Here is a 16887-nt window from a genome sequence, read left to right as displayed (position 1 = left end):
CGTAACGCAACTGCCGCGAACGGGTTAGGAAAGGTGCAGCTGGTTGCTTGGCGTCGTGCCGCGCGGCCGCAACGCCATTCTCAGCGTTTCTTCGCGGGGCCATTGCGCCGGCGCGGCATAGCCGCCGGGGCTGGGCCCCCCACCGATGCGCACGTATTTACAGCACCACGCCCACCTCACCGATGCCGAGCTGGCCCTTACGCTGGCCGTGGTGCGGCCGTGCACGTTTCGCAAGGGCGCCGAGCTGTTCCGCCCGGGGCCCCCGCCCGACCGATTGTACTTCATCGAAAGCGGGCTGGCGCGGGCCTACCGGCTGGTGCGGGGCGAGGACATCACGTCGGCGTTTTACGGGGCCGAGTCGTTTTGCTTCGACACGCTGAGCCTGGTGGCCCAGGTGCCCACCGAGCTGTACTTCGAGTGCCTGACCGACGTGGTGGCCCACGAAATCCTGGTGCCCGACCTCAACCGCCTGTTCCGGCGCGTGCCGCCCATCGAGCGGCTGGGCCGCCGCATCAACGAAGACCTGGTGTGCGGCCTGACGGAGCGGCTGCGGGCGTTCCAGATGGACGACCTGAAAACCCGCTACCTGGCCCTGCTTTGCCAAAACCCCGAGCTGATTCGGCGGGTGCCGCAGCGCCACATCGCCACGTATTTGGGCGTGAAGCCGGAAAGCCTGAGCCGGGTGCGGGCCCAGTTGTAGGCCGGGCCGCCGAAACCGGCGTTTCCCGGTGGCGCAGCTACCAACCCCGTCCGGGGCCCCTACCCCAAACGCAGGCCAGCCGCTCCCGGGGCCCCAGCGGCCGGCGAAGCTGGAGACACAAAAAAACCCGCCCTGGTGCGCTTGCGTCCAAGGAAGCAGAGGCGTGGCGGGTGTTGTTTAACGTAACGGCTGCTTTTAATTTAAGAAGCCTGCTTGTACTGCGCGTCGGCGGGCAGCTTGCCTATTTTCTTTAGGTACGCAAATAGCTCCCGCTTCGAGAGCGGCCCACTGATACGGCCAGCTTCCCATTCCTCGACGGTTTTGCCGTTCATGGAAAGATTACTCGGATTCGGCGGCAAGTCGGCGGAGAATAACGTCCTGGATGGTTTCATAACGGGGAAGGTTTACATCATCGACCACGAGCTGCTGCCCGCTGATAGTAAAAATAACGGAAATAAACTTGCGTCGGTTCGTGTAGCCGACCAGCTCAATTTGCCCGTTGGCCTGCAAGTACGTTTGCGCCCGCTCGGCCACTTCTATCAGGTCGATTATCTCATCCAACTCAATACTGACGCTGTGCAGCCAGTTGAGATTAAGCTTGCCAAAGTCAATTTCGTAGCCTTCAAACATGCGGCAAAGCTACTTCCCGGCTCGGGTCAATGGTAATGCGCGGGTGGGCCGCCGAAACAGCAGTTTCCAGGTGGCGCAGCTACCAACCCCGCCCGGGGCCCCTACCCCCAACCGCAAACCGGCCGCTACCGGGGCCCCAGCGGCTGGACGATGCTATAATTACAACACTGCTAAGCCGCTTGCCGCACCGCATGGGCAGATGGGGCAGCCACTTCGGCGGCTGGCAAAGTCAATACCGCTTGGGTAGAACCATCAGGGCGCACAAATTCTACTTCGTAGGCTTCGCCTTGCCGGTACACCAGCACGACGGTACCGGGGGCCCCCGCCGGCAAGCCGCATTCGGGGTGCGCCTGCCGCAATTGCACAATCTCTAATTCAGCAAAGGGTGGTTTCATCAGCGGTCGAGTAAGTGGGCAGTGATTAACAAAACGAACGTGCCGGGCGATTGTTCCATCCACACGGTGCGCAGCGGATACTCCCGGCCGTTGGGGGCCAGCAGTGGGCCATCTACCACGAATTTAACGCCGTAGGGCGAATCTTTCTCCTCGGTCACGGGGCGCGTGTGGCCGTGCTCAATCAAATCGGCAATCAGCTGCTCGTAGTGCTCCCGCGAATAACCGATGCCGAGGAAAAACCGGGCTTTGGCCCCACCAATAGGATGGTCAGGGTTGAGTAGGTAGTCCTGCACCTTGTTGGGTGCCACAAACAGCGGCTTGTCGTGAAGCGTCATCCAGCAAAACTACTGCGCGGGTGGGCCGCCGAAACCGGCGTTTCCCGGTGGCGCAGCGACCAACCCCGCCCGGGGACCCTACCCTAAACGCAAACCAGCCGCGCCCGGGGCTGGGGCGGCTGGGCGATACTACAACTTGACCCTCATTACCTTTAGAAATGGAAACGCTCACAACTGACAAGTATGGTGCCATCACAGGTATACAGGTAATAACCCAACTTTTATGTGATGACAGCGGACAATACGTTGCTTATTGCCCAGCGCTGGAATTATCCTCCTATGGTGACACCGAAGCAGAAGCCCATTATGCATTTGAGGAAACTCTGGCCTTTTTCAAACAGGATGTTACCCAACGCGGAACACTAAACCAGCTTCTCTTGGCCTTGGGCTGGCAGCAGCATTCGGCCTTAACGACCATAACATATAATTGGAGTTGAACTTCCAACTACACCCAAACGCAAACCAGCCGCTACCGGGGCCCCAGCGGTTGGCGAAGCCTGCTGTTACTACCGGTGAGTTACTAGTAGCGTTCGAGATAATTCTACGTAGGCGTGGTGCGTCAATACCTGCGTCAACTGCGGCAGAAACTTCCGAAATAGCTCCAGCAAATCGACCGTGCTGATGTTGCCGGTGGAAACCAGTAATAGCTTATGCGGCTGGCCGTGCAGCAAAAAGCTGTTTACAAAATCCGCGTCTTTGGTGATGACCACCCGCTGCTCTTCCATCGACAAGCGAGTGATGCTGCCGTCCTGCGTGCGATTGGCCGCCGGCAAGTCGAGCGTGTGCAAGCTATCATAGCCCGCGTGAAAGGCCAGCTACCGCGCCAATTGCCGCGGTAGCTGGGCATCAACAATTACCCGCAACGGCTCCGGACGACTCACGAAGCCAGCCGGTAAATGGAGCGCACCTGCATAATATCAGCCGCGTAGGCTTGGCAGGCGCGCAGGTCTTCCACTTCCAAGTCCTCGTAATCGGCCAGGATTTCGGCCTCGGTCATGCCCGATGCCAAGTATTCAAGCACGTTTTGCACCGGGTAGCGCAGGCCGCGCACCGTGGGCTGCCCGTGGCAAATGGTGGGGTCAATGGTAATGCGCGGGTGGGCCGCCGAAATAGGAGTTTCCATGTGGCGAAGATACAAACCCCGCCCGGGGCCCCTACCCCAAACGCAAACCAGCCGCTACTGGGGCAAGAGCGTCCAAGAAGACTTAGCAGTTTCACTTCACTTTATCAATCACTTTCTCCACAGCTTTTTCAAGTATTCCCGTTCCTTTTTCTGCGAAAGCGTTTATTGCAGCCGCCATCTTAGTATCAGGCAGGTCAAAGGGCGATGAATATATCTTATCGATAGCACTTATAATAAATGCTGCTGCCTCTTCATTTTCAATATGCTGTTTAATCAATTCATTATAGTGCACTAAAGATATTGATACCAAAGACTTAAAAGTGTATTTTTCCATAAGCTCTCTTCTAATATTATATTGCCGTACCATAAACCAATCAAGTAATAAAATTGGGATTGTTAGAAAAATTTTCACAAAAGCAACAGCAGTTAGTGACTTTAAATCAATCGCTGGAATATTGATTACGGTTGAGCCAAAAATCATCAAACATGAGAAGCAAAGTAATAGTATATTAATAATAATTACTCCAGCAAGCCAAAAGCGTAGTTCATTACTTATTTTAGTGCTTTCTGTTTTAAACTCTGCATTTAATCGACCAGCTGTAGCACCTTGCAGCAGAACTGCTACTTGTTCTTTGAGGCTTTCGTTGTCTGCAATAATACCGTCAGTCTTCTTTATAGCTTTGTCAATATTGGCATGTGATTTTTCAAAAAAATCTTGGAGATTCTTTTTTGTATTGCTAACACTTTTTATATTTTCCTCTTTCAGCTTTTCAACCGCCTCTTCCATATCTTCTATATTTTTATGAAAAGACTCAATTCTCCCTCTTCTATCTTCCATATCCTGCACATATTCTTTTGCATTATCTAAAAATCCATCTATTTTAATTTCATTTTTTTCACCTGTAGATTTTAGAATTTCCAATTCCTCCGACGCTTTTTCTGCTAATTCTAACTTCTCATTTAATAGCTCAAGTCTACTATAAGAACTTTCATATAACTCTTCTGTTCCCGATATTTTGGATAATATTTCTTGATACTGATTCTCTGTAATAGATAACTTTTCTAAAGAACTATAATAATTACCAAAACTTTTTGACATTTCAAATAGCTTCGCATCATCAACAGCATCTTTTAATCCATAAACGCCTTGAATGTATTGAGATTGATACTGCTTAGACTGGTAGTTAGATTCGTATTTATGTTGGTTGAGCATATCTAATGCCTGATTAATGATAGTCATTTGCGCACCAATAGCAACTCTTCTGCTCTGACTAACTCTTTCTAAATACCCTTTTTCAATTGATGCCTTTAGTTGGTCGAGCAATAGTTTTAATGTAGAATAGGCTTCCTTAATAGTGAGTTCAGCATGTTCGTATTCACCCAGCTTATCTCTAGCATCCTTTGCCATTTCAAGCAAATTGCCATCTAAAAAGGAAGCTATTGTATCGATTGATGCTTTCATACTCATAATCAAGATGTAGTATTGCTGTTACATAAAAGAGGAAACCCTTGGGTTTCCTCTTTTATGTAACAGCAGAATTAATTGAATCAATCTACGACCCGCAGGCCTCGCAGTCCTCCGGATTATCCAGCGAGCAGCTCATGTCGCTTTGGTTCTGGGCGGCGACGAGCATCGGCTCCAGGGTTTCGGCGGCTTGCTTTTCCACCGTGAACTTGATGGCGTCGGCGGCGGCTTTGGTGCGCAGGTAGTACATGCCGGTTTTCAGGCCGCGCTTCCAGCTGTGGAAGTGCATGCTGGTGAGCTTGCCGAAGTTCACGTTCAGCACGTGCAGGTTCAGGCTCTGGCTCTGGCAGATGTAGGCCCCGCGGTCGGCCGACATGTCGATGATGCGGCGCTGCGAAATCTCCCACACCGTCTTGTACAGGTCCTTGATGTGTTGCGGCACCCGGGCAATGCCCTGCACCGAGCCGTTGGCGGCGATGATTTCCTGCTTCATCGCGTCGTTCCACAGGCCCAGGGCCACCAGGTCCTTCAGCAAGTGCTTGTTCACCACCATGAACTCGCCGCTCAGCACGCGCCGCACGTAAATGTTGCTCGTGTAGGGCTCAAACGACTCGTTGTTGCCCAGAATCTGGGCGGTGCTGGCCGTGGGCATGGGCGCCACCAGCAGCGAGTTGCGCACGCCGTGCGCTACAACTTCGGCGCGCAGCGTGTCCCAGTCCCAGCGGCCCGACTTGGGCGTCACGCCCCACAGGTCGAACTGGAACTGGCCCTTGCTCAGGGGCGAGCCCGGGAAGGTTTCGTAGGCCCCGTCTTTCACGGCCAGGTCCTTCGAGGCCGTCATGGCGGCGAAGTAGATGGTTTCGAAGATGTCCTCGTTCAGGCCCGAGGCCTCGTCGCTCTCGAAGGGCATGCGCAGCGCGATGAACGTATCGGCCAGGCCCTGCACGCCCAGCCCGATGGGCCGGTGGCGGAAGTTGCTGCGCTGCGTTTCGGGCACCGGGTAGTAGTTCACGTCAATCACCTTGTTCAGGTTCAGCGTGGCCTGGTAGGTCACCTCGTACAGCTTGGCGTGGTCGAAGGTGGTGTTGCCCTTGGCGTCCGTCACCAGGTAGCGGGGCAGCGCCAGCGAGGCCAGGTTGCACACGGCAATCTCGTCCTTGTCGGTGTACTCCAGAATCTCGGTGCACAGGTTGCTGCTCTTGATGGTGCCCAGGTTTTGCTGGTTGCTCTTGCGGTTGGCCGCGTCCTTGAACAGCATGTAGGGCGTGCCCGTCTCCGTCTGGCTTTCCAGGATGGCGAACCACAGCTCCTGCGCCTTGATGGTGCGGCGGCCGCGGCCGTCGCGCTCATACTTCAGGTACAGCTTCTCGAACTCGGGGCCCCAGGAATTCTCCAGGCCCGGGCATTCGTGGGGGCACATCAGCGTCCAGTCGCCGTTGTCCTCCACCCGCTTCATGAACAAATCCGGGGTCCACATGGCGTAAAACAGGTCGCGGGCCCGCATCTCCTCCTTGCCGTGGTTCTTCTTCAGGTCGAGGAACTCGAACACATCGGCGTGCCAGGGCTCCAGGTAAATGGCGAAGGCACCCTTGCGCTTCCCGCCGCCCTGGTCCACATAGCGGGCCGTGTCGTTGAACACCTTCAGCATCGGCACCAGGCCGTTGGAGTTGCCGTTGGTACCCTTGATGTAGGAGCCCGTGGCCCGCACGTTGCTGATGGACAGCCCAATGCCGCCGGCGCTCTGCGAAATCAGCGCGCAGTTTTTCAGCGTGTCGTAGATGCCGTCAATCGAGTCGTCCTTCATCGTCAGCAGGAAGCACGACGACATCTGCGGCTTCGGCGTGCCGGCGTTGAAGAGCGTGGGCGTGGCATGGGTAAACCACCGCTCGCTCAGCAGGTTGTAGGTTTTGATGGCCGAATCAATGTCCTCCTTGTGGATGCCCACCGACACGCGCATCAGCATGTGCTGGGGCCGCTCCACCACTTTGCCCTCCAAGCGCAGCAAGTAGCTGCGCTCCAGCGTCTTAAAGCCGAAAAAGTCGTAGTTGTAGTCCCGGTCGTAGATGATGGCCGAGTCCAGCGTGGCGGCGTGCTTGTGAATCACTTCCCACACGTCCTTGGCCAGCAGCGAGGCGTTTTCGCCGTTCTTGGGGTCCTCGTAGGTGTACAGCCGCTTCATGGTGCTGCTGAACGACTTCGAGGTCACCTTGTGCAGGTTGCTCACCGCGATGCGGGCCGCCAGGATGGCGTAGTCGGGGTGGCGGGTGGTGAGCGAAGCGGCGGTTTCGGCGGCGAGGTTGTCCAGCTCCACGGTCGTCACGCCGTCGTAGATGCCGTCAATCACCTTCTTGGCCACCTCAATCGGCGACACGAAATCCATGTGCAAGCCGTAGCACAGCTTCTCAATCCGGGCCGTGACTTTATCAAATTTCACGGACTCGCGGCGGCCGTCGCGTTTAATTACCAGCATAGTTTAGGGCTTTGGGTGAGCAAAGGGAAAGGCTATCGAAGTCAATTTCCACCGGAAATTGGGATGTTTCAAGACCGGAAATTACTCCGAAGGTTAGGCGAGGCCAAAGGAAAAGTTTAGAAGTTTTCCACATACCACGAAAATGAAGCCGCCCGGCCGCTTTTTAAAAAGCGAGCCGGGCGGCGAATGTTACCGTTGGGTGAAGAATGACTATAGGTCAGCTAATTATTGGCATTGTGCAAACCGCAATCCGCACTACTTTTTGCCAAGAATCCACCATAGCCCGCTCACTATCAGCCCCGCGCCCAGCGCCAGCGCCCCAATCGTGACCGGGGGGCCCAAGGCTTTGCACGCGCAGGAGGTAAAAACCGGCCGGCCGCCAATGAGCAGCCGGCGGCGGCAAAAGGCGCAGGGCGAAAGCGCGGGGTCGACCCGGCCGGGCAGCGGCCATTGTTCGAGCGGGGAGGTCATAAGCCAACGGGATAAAAGGTGAAAGTCCTAGCTTGCGCCTGGCGGTGAATACCGCGTTTCGCAAAAGGTCACCTCCCGTGCCGTTCGCGTTTGCTGCCGCCCCCGGCTAATCTGCTCAAAGGCTTCGGCTGGCGAGCCCGCGCTTTCAACGCCCTTCCCCTCTCGCGGCTTATTTATTCGTTTGCAAGCGAAGAGCTGTTAAACCTCACATCCATGACAACAACCGTTACCTTACGAAGCAAAGCATTATTTATCAACTTATTACTTGGACTTGGCAGTACGTTGCCGTTGGTGGCGCAGTCGCTTTCGGCCCTGCGTATTGCGGCCGGCTACAGCCACAGCATCGCCCTTGTGCGGAGCGGGGCCATCGCCGCGCACGGCGAAAACCGCGGCGGCGAAATCGGCGACGGCACCACCACGGCGCGCCTTTGCCCCGTGTACTTGCCGCCCCCGGCCGGCCAGCAATGGGCGCAGGTAACAACCGGCGACTTCCGTTCAACGGCCCTGACCACGGCCGGCGAAATGTACTCCTGGGGCAGCAACGGCTACGGGCAGCTCGGCGACGGCACCCGCAACGACCACGGCGTACCGTTCCGCATCGCGGCCCCGGCCGGCACTTCCTGGGCGGGGGTGGCCGCGGGCTTCGGCCACACCCTGGCCCTGTGCGCCGACGGCACCCTCTACGCCTGGGGCGACAATTCCTACGGGCAACTCGGCATCGGCAGCACCGCCGGCACCCTGGCGCACCAACTGCTGCGCTCGCCTTCGGGGCGGAGCTGGGTGCAGGTGGCCGCCGGCTACAACTTTTCGCTGGCCCTGTGCGACGACGGTTCTCTGTACACGTGGGGCAACAACGACAGCGGCCAACTCGGCGACGGCACCCGCACGGCGCGCCCCACGCCGGTGCGCGTGGCCGCCCCCTCGGGCCAATCGTGGACGCAGGCGGCCGGGGGGTTCTGGTCCACCGCGGCGCTGTGCTCCGACGGCTCTCTGTACACGTGGGGCCGCAACAACGGTGGCCAGCTGGGCAACGGCAACACCACCGACCAGCCGGCACCGGTGCGCCTGGCCCCGCCGGTGGGCCAGCGGTGGCAGCAAGTAACGGTCGGCGATGCCCACATGCTGGCCATTGGCTCCGATGGGTCGCTTTACGGCTGGGGCGACAATTACTACGGTGAATTGGGCGACGGAACTACTACCTCCCGGCCGACGCCCGTGCGCATCGCCCCGGCTCAGCAGTGGCTTCAGGCAGCGGCGGGCGCTTACCACTCCCTGGCCCTGGCCGCGGATGGCCAAGTGTACGGCACGGGCCATAACTACAGCGGCCAGTTGGGCAACGGCAACATGCAGGATACTAACCATTTTGGCCCCACCTGCAACAATGCCCTGGCAACTACGCCAGCCACACCCGCGGCGCCGGCAACGGCTGCCCCTAACCCTTTCGAAGATGTTGTTCGGGTCGGGCTACCCGCCAGCGCTTCCGGGCCGATAGCCCTGGCCCTCTACACTACGCTGGGCCAGTGCGTCAAGAGCGAAACGTACGGGCTGCCCGTCACCAAAGAAGTAGTACTGCACGACTTAATTGCGCTGCCCGCCGGCCTGTACTTGCTACAAATCAGCACTGCCCAAGGCAAACGGACAGTCAAGCTGACGCACTAAGCCGGTGCAGCGGTGAATGGACGCGAAATCGCGAAGCCCACCCGCAGCTTGAGCGTAAAATTACCTGGCCGAATGCTCGTCGTCTTTCATGGGACCAAGTCTGGTAGCAACGAAGCAATAAAAAAGGCAAAATGCGCCACCAGGCGCAGGAAAAGCATTTTCAATAAATAATTCCTTCCCGCCCGCATGTCCGACGCCCCCCGTCCGCCCCTGCCCCCGTTCACCTTCGCCACGGCCACCCAGAAAGCCCGCCTCGCCGAAGACGCCTGGAACTGCTGCGACCCCGCCCGCGTGGCCCTGGCCTACACCGAGGCCAGCCAGTGGCGCAACCGCGGCGAGTTTTTCGCCGGCCGCGCCGCCATCCAGGCCTTCCTCGCCCGCAAGTGGGCCCAGGAGCACGAGTACCGCCTCATCAAGGAGCTGTGGGGCTTCCACGAGCACCGCATCGCCGTGCGCTTCCAGTACGAGTACCGCGACGCCCAGGGCCAGTGGTTCCGCGCCTACGGCAACGAGCAGTGGGAGTTCGACGCCCGGGGCCTCATGCAGCGCCGCGAAGCCAGCATCAACGACGTGGCCATCAGCGAGGCCGACCGGAAATTCCACTGGCCCCAGGGGGGCCCGCGCCCAGCCGACTACCCGGGACTGACGGAGCTGGGCCTGTAGGGCGCTTGCCCGGCGGTGGCGGCTACGCAACCAGCCAAGCGCAGGGCGGTTGCCATTGCTGAACCCCGCCGTTCGGGCGTTTTTTGTATAATGCACCCATGATTCCGCTGATTACCCACACGCCCCGCCTGCTGCTGCTGGCCGCCAGCCGGGCCCTGCTCACGGCCGAGCTGCACAAGCCCCGGTACTTTCCCGTGCTGCTGGGCGCGGCCCTGCCCACCGACTGGCCCCCCGCCGGGTACGACCGGGCGGCGATGGAGTTCTTCCTGGAGCGGCTCACGGCCGGGGGCCGCACGGCCGCCGGCTGGTACAACTGGTACGCGCTGCGCAAGCCCGCCGGCGACGCGCCTCGCACGCTCGTGGGCTCGGGCGGCTTCATGGGGCCCCCGGACGCGGCGGGCACGGCCGAAATCGGCTACTCCGTTGCCGCCGAGTGGCGCGGGCAGGGCCTGGCCACCGAGCTGGTGGGCGGGCTGGTGCAGCAGGCCGCCGCTACCGGCCTGGTGCGCCGCCTGGTGGCCCACGCCCGCGCCGACAACCCCGCCTCGCAGCAGGTGCTGCGCCGCAACGGCTTCGACGTGACGGGCCCCGGGGCCGACGGCCACCTGCGCTTCGAGCGGGCCGTGGAGCCGGCCGCCGACGCGGCCCCGGGCGCGGCGTAGCGGCAGGTGGGTACTTTCCCGTGATTTTCTTTAAAGTCCGGCCCGGGCCCGCCTACATTTGCCGCTCGCCCTCGCCCCGCTTCGCGCATGAAATTATACCGATTCCTCCTGGGGCTGCCCGTGGCCGCGCTGCTGCTCGGTGCCGGTCGGCCGCCCGCTAAGCCGGCGGTGTACGACCTGGTCATCAGCCACGTAAATGTGGTGGACGTGGAGCGCGGACAGGTGCGGGCCGACCAGCTGGTGGCCGTGGTGGCGGGCAAAATCGTGCGGGTGGGCCCCGCCGGCCCGGCCCGCTACACCGCCCGCCGCACCCTCGACGGGCGGGGCCGCTACCTGCTGCCGGGCCTGTGGGACATGCACGTGCACTTCCGGGGCGGCGACAGCCTGGCGGCGGCCAATAAAAAGAGCCTGGCGCTGTTCCTGGCCCACGGCATCACGACGGTGCGCGACTGCGGCGGCGACCTCACGCCCAGCGTGCTGGCCTGGCGGCGGGCCGAGGACACGGGCACCCTGGCGGGGCCCCGCATCTTCACCTCGGGGCCCAAGATTGACGGGCCCGGGGCCTACTGGCCGGGCTCGCTGGAAGTGGAGACGCCCGCCCAAATCGGCCGGGCGCTGGATTCGCTGCAACGGCTGGGGGTGGACTTCGTGAAGATTTACGACAGCAAGATTTCCGGCGAGGCTTACCTAAATACTATTTCGCAAGCCGAGCAGCGGGGCCTGAAAACCACCGGCCACATGCCCTACTCCGTGACGCTGGGCGACGCCGTGGCCCGCGGCCTCGACGCCACCGAGCACCTGTATTACGTGTTTAAGGCCTGCTCGGGCAAGGAAGACAGCCTCACGGCGCTGGTGCGGGCCAGCCTGGCCACGCCCAAGCCGCTGGGCCTGTTTGCCCTGCTGCCGGCCGTGTACGACACCTACCGCCCGGCCGCCGCCGACCGCATCTTCCGGCTGATGGCCGCCCACCACACGGCGGCGGTGCCCACGCTCTACGTCGGCAAAACCCTGGCCGAGCTGCCCGACCACGACCACGCCCGCGACACCCTGCGGGCCTACATCGACCCGAAAATTCAGGCCACCTACGCCCGGCGGCTGGCCAGCGCCCGCCAGCAGCCGCCCGCCGCCCGGGCCTTCACCCAAAAGCTGGAAGCCAAGTTCATGACGCTGGTGCCGCAAATGCAGGCCGCCGGCGTCACCCTGCTGGCGGGCTCCGACTGCGGGGCGTACAACTCGTTTGTTTACCCCGGGGCCTCGCTGCAAGCCGAGCTGGGGCTGCTGGTGCAAGCCGGCCTCACGCCCGCGCAGGCCCTGCGGGCGGCCACCGTCAACGGGGCCCGGTTCATGGGCGTGGCGGGCCGCACCGGCACCGTGGCGGTGGGCAAGGACGCGGACCTGCTGCTGCTGGCCGCCAACCCGCTGGCCGACATCGCCAACGTGAAGCGGATTGCGGCCGTGGTGCTCCGCGGCCGCGCCTACCCGGCCCCGGCGCTGGCGGCGATGCTGCGGGCCATCAAAAACCCGTAGCGGCCGGGCCCCGGCGCGGCAATGTGGCCGCCGGCCGCCGGGGGCCGTAAAAGGCGGGCGAAACCCTTGGTTTCCCCACCTCATTCCGCCGCGCCATGTACCGTTTCGTTGTTGCTTGCCTGCTGCTGCTGGCCGGGCTGCGGGCCCCCGCCGGGGCCGCCCCCGCCAACGGCCTGCCCCCCCGCCCCAAGCCGTTCAGGTTCGTGAACGACCAGGCCGGCCTGCTGGCCCCGGCCGACGCCAAAAAGCTCGAAGGCGGCCTGCGCCGCTACGCCGACAACACCGGCACCCAGGTGGTGGTGGTGACCATGCCCGACCTGGGCGGGCGCGACGTGGCCGAGTACAGCCGGGCCCTGGGCAACGCCTGGGGCGTGGGCCAGCGCGGCAAAAACAACGGCATCGTGGTGCTCATCGGGGCCAAGGAGCGCATCGTGGCCATCCAGCCCGGCTCGGGGCTGCGCGGCATCGTCACGCCCGCCGTCACCAGCCGCATCCTCAGCGAGCAGATGCGGCCCAACTTCAAGCAGGGCAACTACTTCGCCGGCCTGCGCCTGGGCCTCGACAAGCTGATGGCCACCGCCAACCCTGGCTCGGCCCAGGGCAAGCCGGCCCTGGGGGCCGCTGCCGCACCGGCGGGGGCCGGGGCGGGGGCCGGCAGCCTGGCCAATGCCAGCCCGAACGACAACGCCACGCCCCTTGACAACGCTACCACCACGCCGCCGCCGCTCACCGGCATGCGGCCCCTGAGCGACGTGCCCCCGGAAGAGCCGTCTTCGCCGGGCATCGGCACGGGCGTGCTGCTCGTCGGCGCGCTGGTGATGGGCGGCCTGTTGTATTTAATAATTCGCGTGTTCCGGCGTAAAGCCGCGGACAACGCCGCAGCCGGGCCCCAGGCGTCCAACAACCCTGCCTTTTACCCCAACCAGCCAGGCGGCCCGCCCAACTTCCTGCCTAACTCGCCCCAAGCTGGCAACTACGGCCCCGGCCCGGCCAACTACGGCGGCCAGGCCCCCAACCAGGGTGGCGGTATGGGCATGGGCGGCATTTTGGCCACCGGGGCCGCCGCCGCCGCTGGGGCGTATATCGGCAACCGCATGGCCTCGGGCCACGAAACCGGCGACGCCCGCAACCTGGACACGAACAATGCGGGGCTCGGGACGGGCGCCGCTGCCGGGGCCGCCGGCACGGGCGCGGCCAGCGACTATTTCGCCTCACGCAGCGCCGGGAGCGACCAGACCACCCCCGACTACTTCTCCGATAACGACGCGGCGGGTGGCGACACGTCGGGCGACTATTTCTCATCGGACGACAATTCGTCTTACGACGATACCTCCTCGGACGACACCGGCGGGGGCGGTTTCGACAGCACCGACGACAACAGCGCTTCGTGGTGAGGCCTGGCCCCGGGCCGAGCAAACGCAAAAACCGCCGCCCAGTGATGGGCGGCGGTTTTTTATGTGCCCTGGCGGCAGTGGGCCGGGCAGGGAGTTATTGCGCCGGCATGGTGCCGTTCAAGTCGCCCACTTTGATGACGCCGCGGTGGCGCTTGGGCTTCGGCTTGTGCGTTTTGTGGCGGAAGGCACTGAACAGGCCCCGGCGTTGGTTGCGCTTGCGCGACTGGCCCCGGTACTTGTAGGACTTGTAGCGCGGGTGGTGGTCGGCGGCGGGGAAGCCGGCCGCCACCGTGGCCGGGCAGTCGGCCAGGCCCAGCAAGATGCACAGCAACACGAGGAATACCTTTTTCATACAGAGATAATAGAAAGGGGATAAGGGTAATTCAGGACCGTAAAGTAACGGCCTGGGCGCAATCCCCGGGCCGGGCCGGAGCCAGCCGCGTGCAGACTTGGGCCCGGGCCACGCTTTTTTTAAGGGTTTTAAAAACAAAGCGCAAAATTTTATTGGGCGCGGGATGCGGTTCGCAAAAGGCTTGCCCTGTAACGATTAGCGGCTTCTACGGTTAGGCGCAATCGTTTGGGCAGGCGTGTGGCTACGGGCCGGGTTTGGTAGAGGGAAAGAACTTTACTGGAAAGCGGCTGACGTAAAGCGGGTTGACGCCGTATGTAGGGCGCTTGCCGGCCCGGGGCAGCGCCGGCCGGCCATTTCATGCATTAGCCACGTTCTTGGTGAATAACGAGATTACCATTGTAAAAGACGAGGCCGGCATGGCTAAGCCCGTGATGAAGCGGTTCGCCCTCAACGTGGCGTCGCTGTTCAGCGTGCAGATTGCCAACTTCCTGCTGCCGCTGCTCACCGTGCCCTACGTGGTGCGCATCATCGGGCCGGCCAAGCTGGGCCTGCTCAACTTCTCGCAGGCCTACGTGCTGTACTTCAGCCTGCTCATCAACTACGGCTTCGACATGGCGGCCGTGCGCTCCATTGCCGCCCGCCGCGAAGACAAAGAGAACACCAACCGCATCTTCAGCCAGGTCATGGTCGGCAAAACCCTGCTCTGGGGGCTGTCCACGGCCATTTTCCTAACCATCTCGCTCGCCAACCCCGAGTTTCGGGCGCACCTCGTGCTGCACCTGTGCACCTACCTGGTGTGCATCGGCACGGTGCTCTCGCCGTTCTGGCTTTATCAGGCCATGGAAGACCTCGGGCGGGTGGCCATGTTCAACCTGGCCGTGAAGCTCGTCTTTTCGCTGTCGGTGCTGCTGCTCATCCGCAAGGCCGACGACTACGTGTACCAAAACCTGGCCATCAGCGTGTCGCAGATTTTGGTGAGCGTGGCGGCGTTGTACGTGGCCCTGCGCCGCTTCAAGGTCGCCTTCGCCTGGCCCACGGGGGCCGAGCTGCGCAACCGCTTCAGGGAAGACCGCACGCTGTTTTTCTCGTCGGTGATGATTACGATTTACGCCAGCTCGAACGTGTTCATCCTGGGCCTGCTCAGTGTGCCCTACAACGTGGGCATTTACGCGGCCGGCACGCGGCTCGAGGGCATGGCCGAGTCGTTCGTCGGCCTGGCGCTCAACCAGGCGTTCTTTCCCATTGTGGCCCAGGCCTTTGGGCAGGGGCGCGAGCAGGGGCTACGCATGGTGCGCACCACCTTTTTCCCGCTGTTTCTGGTAATGGCCTGCGTCTCGGCGGGGCTGTGGCTGGTGGGGCCCTTCGTCATCACGCTGCTCTACGGGGCCAAGTTCGCGGGGGCCGTCACCATTTTGCGGGTGGTGGCGGTGCTGCCGCTCATCATCGGCATGAGCAACCTGCTGGGCCTGCACACCATGCTCAACCTGCGCATGGACCGCGCCTTTTTCACGGTTACGGCCGTGGGCTCGGTGCTGGGCCTGGCCCTGAACCTGCTCCTGATTCGGCGCTTTGCGCACGTAGGAGCCGCCTACGCGCTGGTCATCACCGAGTTGTACATCACGGTGGCTATGTACGTGTACCTGCGCTGGAAAGGCATCGAGGTCATCAAGGTTTCGCACCTGCGCGAGGCCATTGCGTTCACCAAGTCGCGGGTGCTGGCGCTTAGGAACCCCGGAACCAGGTAAGCCGCGGCTGGTAATTAAGCGGCTGTTTGCCTGCTGGTTATTCCAATCTACTGTTTTCCGTATTAACTGCCCAACGCTGATTGCCGTAAAACCCGGACTACTGGCTGCTCAATACCGACTATCAAAAAAATTATGGAAACCGTTGCTGCATTGGTCGTTACCTACAACCGCTTGGCCGACCTAAAAAAATGCCTTGACACGTTGCGCCAGCAGACCCGGCCGCTCGACGCTATTTTTGTGGTGAACAACGGCAGCACCGATGGCACGGCTGAGTGGCTGGCCACCCAACCCGGCCTGGCCGTGACCACCCAGGCCAACCTGGGCGGGGCGGGCGGCTTTGCCACGGGCATCGACACGGCGTACCGTGCCGGCCACACCTGGGTGTGGTGCATGGACGACGACTGCCTGGCCGCCCCCGACGCTTTGGCCGCGCTGCTGGCTTCGCCGAACCTGGGGCCCTGCATCAAAAACTCGATGTCGGTGAGCGTGAACAGCCGCGAAGAGCTGGCGTTTTTTGTGGACCGCCCCCACCGCGCCTACCGCAAGGTGAGCGACATGACCGGCGTGGACCTGGTGTACGACGTGGCGTCGTTTTTCAACGGCACATTGGTGCACGCCGATGTGATAAAAACCATCGGCATCCCCGACAAAAACCTATTCATTTGGGGCGACGAGGTGGAGTACATGACCCGGGCCCAGAAAAACGGCTTTCCCATCGTGACCGTGCCCAGCAGCGTGTTTTACCACCCCGCCTCGTTCGACCGCGACGGCATTCCGTGGCCGGCCGCCTGGAAGCAGTACTACGCCGTGCGCAACCAGCGCCGGGTGCTGCAAAACCAGTACGGCAACACCGTCGGCCGCCTGCTGTTTGCCAGCTGGGCCGCCAAGGCCACCATTAAGCAGGCCACCGCCACGCGGGCCAACCGCCTCTATAACTTCCTGCTCTACGGCGAGGCCACGCTCGACAGCCTGACCAATAATTTTCGCAAGCGGCCCGATACCATCCGCACGCTGCAATTTTATAACTGGCGGCACAAATAGGGCCACGGGTAGCCGGGCGAAAGTAAGTGGGTTGTTCATTGTCAGTTGTTAGCCAACAAATTACGATTAGGCTGACAATTGATTGACAACTTAGGCCCCACAAAAAAAGCGCTCCAAAAGGGCGCTTTTTTTGTGGGGCCTAAGCCCTCGCAATGGCTGTTAAGTAGTCACGCAAAAGTAACCGTATAATTTTTTCCGATTCGGATTAGGACGTGTTCGATGCGTTGAAGCAAGGTGTGGTCGGATTGGTAGTCC

General features: G+C 61.3%; 18 protein-coding genes. 9 read left to right on the top strand and 9 right to left on the bottom strand.

From position 1 onward, the window contains the following. The first annotated feature begins 145 nt into the window (after positions 1–145). Complete coding sequence (locus HNP98_RS07865; RefSeq protein ID WP_173809517.1) at positions 146–700, top strand: Crp/Fnr family transcriptional regulator; 555 nt, start codon at positions 146–148, stop codon at positions 698–700. A 200-nt stretch (positions 701–900) separates the two neighbouring features. Here HNP98_RS07865 and HNP98_RS22205 read toward each other — a convergent pair whose 3' ends face one another. From HNP98_RS22205 to HNP98_RS07850, 4 genes are all read right to left on the bottom strand, one after another. Continuing rightward, entirely contained in the window at positions 901–1032 is a 132-nt protein-coding gene (locus tag HNP98_RS22205) for a hypothetical protein (RefSeq protein ID WP_262889099.1), read from the bottom strand. Between the two features lie 7 nt (positions 1033–1039). Continuing rightward, positions 1040–1330, bottom strand: coding sequence for a hypothetical protein (locus tag HNP98_RS07860; RefSeq protein ID WP_173809516.1), 291 nt, complete (start codon positions 1328–1330; stop codon positions 1040–1042). 170 nt (positions 1331–1500) lie between these two features. After that, the gene (locus HNP98_RS07855; RefSeq protein WP_173809515.1) at positions 1501–1725 is read right to left on the bottom strand and encodes a DUF4926 domain-containing protein; all 225 of its coding nucleotides are present in this window, start codon (positions 1723–1725) and stop codon (positions 1501–1503) included. Next, the gene (locus HNP98_RS07850) at positions 1725–2060 is read right to left on the bottom strand and encodes a DUF6883 domain-containing protein (protein WP_173809514.1); all 336 of its coding nucleotides are present in this window, start codon (positions 2058–2060) and stop codon (positions 1725–1727) included. The genes HNP98_RS07855 and HNP98_RS07850 overlap by 1 nt, the downstream gene beginning before the upstream one ends. 158 nt (positions 2061–2218) lie before the next feature. Between HNP98_RS07850 and HNP98_RS07845 the strand changes: the two genes are divergently transcribed. Next, complete coding sequence (locus HNP98_RS07845) at positions 2219–2497, top strand: type II toxin-antitoxin system HicB family antitoxin (RefSeq protein ID WP_173809513.1); 279 nt, start codon at positions 2219–2221, stop codon at positions 2495–2497. 69 nt (positions 2498–2566) lie between these two features. On the opposite strand, the gene HNP98_RS07840 is transcribed toward HNP98_RS07845, so the two are convergent. The 4 genes from HNP98_RS07840 to HNP98_RS07825 form a co-directional block, all read right to left on the bottom strand. Further along, entirely contained in the window at positions 2567–2875 is a 309-nt protein-coding gene (locus tag HNP98_RS07840; protein WP_262889101.1) for a DUF5615 family PIN-like protein, read from the bottom strand. Between the two features lie 62 nt (positions 2876–2937). After that, positions 2938–3183: a DUF433 domain-containing protein gene (locus HNP98_RS07835; RefSeq protein ID WP_173809512.1), complete on the bottom strand. Its 246-nt coding sequence runs from the start codon at positions 3181–3183 to the stop codon at positions 2938–2940. A 91-nt stretch (positions 3184–3274) separates the two neighbouring features. Beyond that, on the bottom strand, positions 3275–4645 hold the full coding sequence (locus HNP98_RS07830; protein ID WP_173809511.1) for a hypothetical protein: 1371 nt from the start codon (positions 4643–4645) through the stop codon (positions 3275–3277). Between the two features lie 91 nt (positions 4646–4736). Continuing rightward, positions 4737–7118: a ribonucleoside-diphosphate reductase subunit alpha gene (locus HNP98_RS07825; RefSeq protein WP_173809510.1), complete on the bottom strand. Its 2382-nt coding sequence runs from the start codon at positions 7116–7118 to the stop codon at positions 4737–4739. A gap of 684 nt (positions 7119–7802) precedes the next feature. Between HNP98_RS07825 and HNP98_RS07820 the strand changes: the two genes are divergently transcribed. From HNP98_RS07820 to HNP98_RS07800, 5 genes are all read left to right on the top strand, one after another. Next, complete coding sequence (locus HNP98_RS07820) at positions 7803–9248, top strand: RCC1 domain-containing protein (RefSeq protein WP_173809509.1); 1446 nt, start codon at positions 7803–7805, stop codon at positions 9246–9248. A 186-nt stretch (positions 9249–9434) separates the two neighbouring features. After that, complete coding sequence (locus tag HNP98_RS07815) at positions 9435–9911, top strand: nuclear transport factor 2 family protein (RefSeq protein WP_173809508.1); 477 nt, start codon at positions 9435–9437, stop codon at positions 9909–9911. Between the two features lie 98 nt (positions 9912–10009). Further along, complete coding sequence (locus tag HNP98_RS07810) at positions 10010–10573, top strand: GNAT family N-acetyltransferase (RefSeq protein WP_173809507.1); 564 nt, start codon at positions 10010–10012, stop codon at positions 10571–10573. Between the two features lie 87 nt (positions 10574–10660). Continuing rightward, positions 10661–12100, top strand: coding sequence for an amidohydrolase family protein (locus HNP98_RS07805; RefSeq protein WP_173809506.1), 1440 nt, complete (start codon positions 10661–10663; stop codon positions 12098–12100). Between the two features lie 95 nt (positions 12101–12195). Continuing rightward, positions 12196–13494, top strand: coding sequence for a TPM domain-containing protein (locus tag HNP98_RS07800; protein ID WP_173809505.1), 1299 nt, complete (start codon positions 12196–12198; stop codon positions 13492–13494). A gap of 94 nt (positions 13495–13588) precedes the next feature. On the opposite strand, the gene HNP98_RS07795 is transcribed toward HNP98_RS07800, so the two are convergent. Next, entirely contained in the window at positions 13589–13846 is a 258-nt protein-coding gene (locus HNP98_RS07795) for a hypothetical protein (RefSeq protein ID WP_173809504.1), read from the bottom strand. Between the two features lie 377 nt (positions 13847–14223). Here HNP98_RS07795 and HNP98_RS07790 point away from each other — a divergent pair, with 377 nt between their 5' ends. After that, complete coding sequence (locus HNP98_RS07790) at positions 14224–15591, top strand: flippase (protein WP_317171063.1); 1368 nt, start codon at positions 14224–14226, stop codon at positions 15589–15591. A 132-nt stretch (positions 15592–15723) separates the two neighbouring features. Then, the gene (locus HNP98_RS07785; RefSeq protein ID WP_173809503.1) at positions 15724–16632 is read left to right on the top strand and encodes a glycosyltransferase family 2 protein; all 909 of its coding nucleotides are present in this window, start codon (positions 15724–15726) and stop codon (positions 16630–16632) included. Positions 16633–16887: the final 255 nt, after the last annotated feature.

This window comes from Hymenobacter caeli (genome assembly GCF_013294115.1).
In the GTDB taxonomy this organism is placed as follows: Bacteria; Bacteroidota; Bacteroidia; order Cytophagales; family Hymenobacteraceae; genus Hymenobacter; species Hymenobacter caeli.
The sequence above is the reverse complement of the archived record's forward strand: the minus strand, read 5'-3'. Positions and strand labels throughout refer to the sequence as shown.

Coding starts and splice junctions, on each gene's coding strand:
- HNP98_RS22205 (WP_262889099.1), bottom strand. CDS start 1,032: ATGAACGGCAAAACCGTCGAGGAATGGGAAGCTGGCCGTATCAGTGGG.
- HNP98_RS07795 (WP_173809504.1), bottom strand. CDS start 13,846: ATGAAAAAGGTATTCCTCGTGTTGCTGTGCATCTTGCTGGGCCTGGCC.
- HNP98_RS07810 (WP_173809507.1), top strand. CDS start 10,010: ATGATTCCGCTGATTACCCACACGCCCCGCCTGCTGCTGCTGGCCGCC.
- HNP98_RS07855 (WP_173809515.1), bottom strand. CDS start 1,725: ATGAAACCACCCTTTGCTGAATTAGAGATTGTGCAATTGCGGCAGGCG.
- HNP98_RS07805 (WP_173809506.1), top strand. CDS start 10,661: ATGAAATTATACCGATTCCTCCTGGGGCTGCCCGTGGCCGCGCTGCTG.
- HNP98_RS07835 (WP_173809512.1), bottom strand. CDS start 3,183: ATGGAAACTCCTATTTCGGCGGCCCACCCGCGCATTACCATTGACCCC.
- HNP98_RS07850 (WP_173809514.1), bottom strand. CDS start 2,060: ATGACGCTTCACGACAAGCCGCTGTTTGTGGCACCCAACAAGGTGCAG.
- HNP98_RS07845 (WP_173809513.1), top strand. CDS start 2,219: ATGGAAACGCTCACAACTGACAAGTATGGTGCCATCACAGGTATACAG.
- HNP98_RS07865 (WP_173809517.1), top strand. CDS start 146: ATGCGCACGTATTTACAGCACCACGCCCACCTCACCGATGCCGAGCTG.
- HNP98_RS07815 (WP_173809508.1), top strand. CDS start 9,435: ATGTCCGACGCCCCCCGTCCGCCCCTGCCCCCGTTCACCTTCGCCACG.
- HNP98_RS07860 (WP_173809516.1), bottom strand. CDS start 1,330: ATGTTTGAAGGCTACGAAATTGACTTTGGCAAGCTTAATCTCAACTGG.
- HNP98_RS07830 (WP_173809511.1), bottom strand. CDS start 4,645: ATGAAAGCATCAATCGATACAATAGCTTCCTTTTTAGATGGCAATTTG.
- HNP98_RS07785 (WP_173809503.1), top strand. CDS start 15,724: ATGGAAACCGTTGCTGCATTGGTCGTTACCTACAACCGCTTGGCCGAC.
- HNP98_RS07825 (WP_173809510.1), bottom strand. CDS start 7,118: ATGCTGGTAATTAAACGCGACGGCCGCCGCGAGTCCGTGAAATTTGAT.
- HNP98_RS07800 (WP_173809505.1), top strand. CDS start 12,196: ATGTACCGTTTCGTTGTTGCTTGCCTGCTGCTGCTGGCCGGGCTGCGG.
- HNP98_RS07820 (WP_173809509.1), top strand. CDS start 7,803: ATGACAACAACCGTTACCTTACGAAGCAAAGCATTATTTATCAACTTA.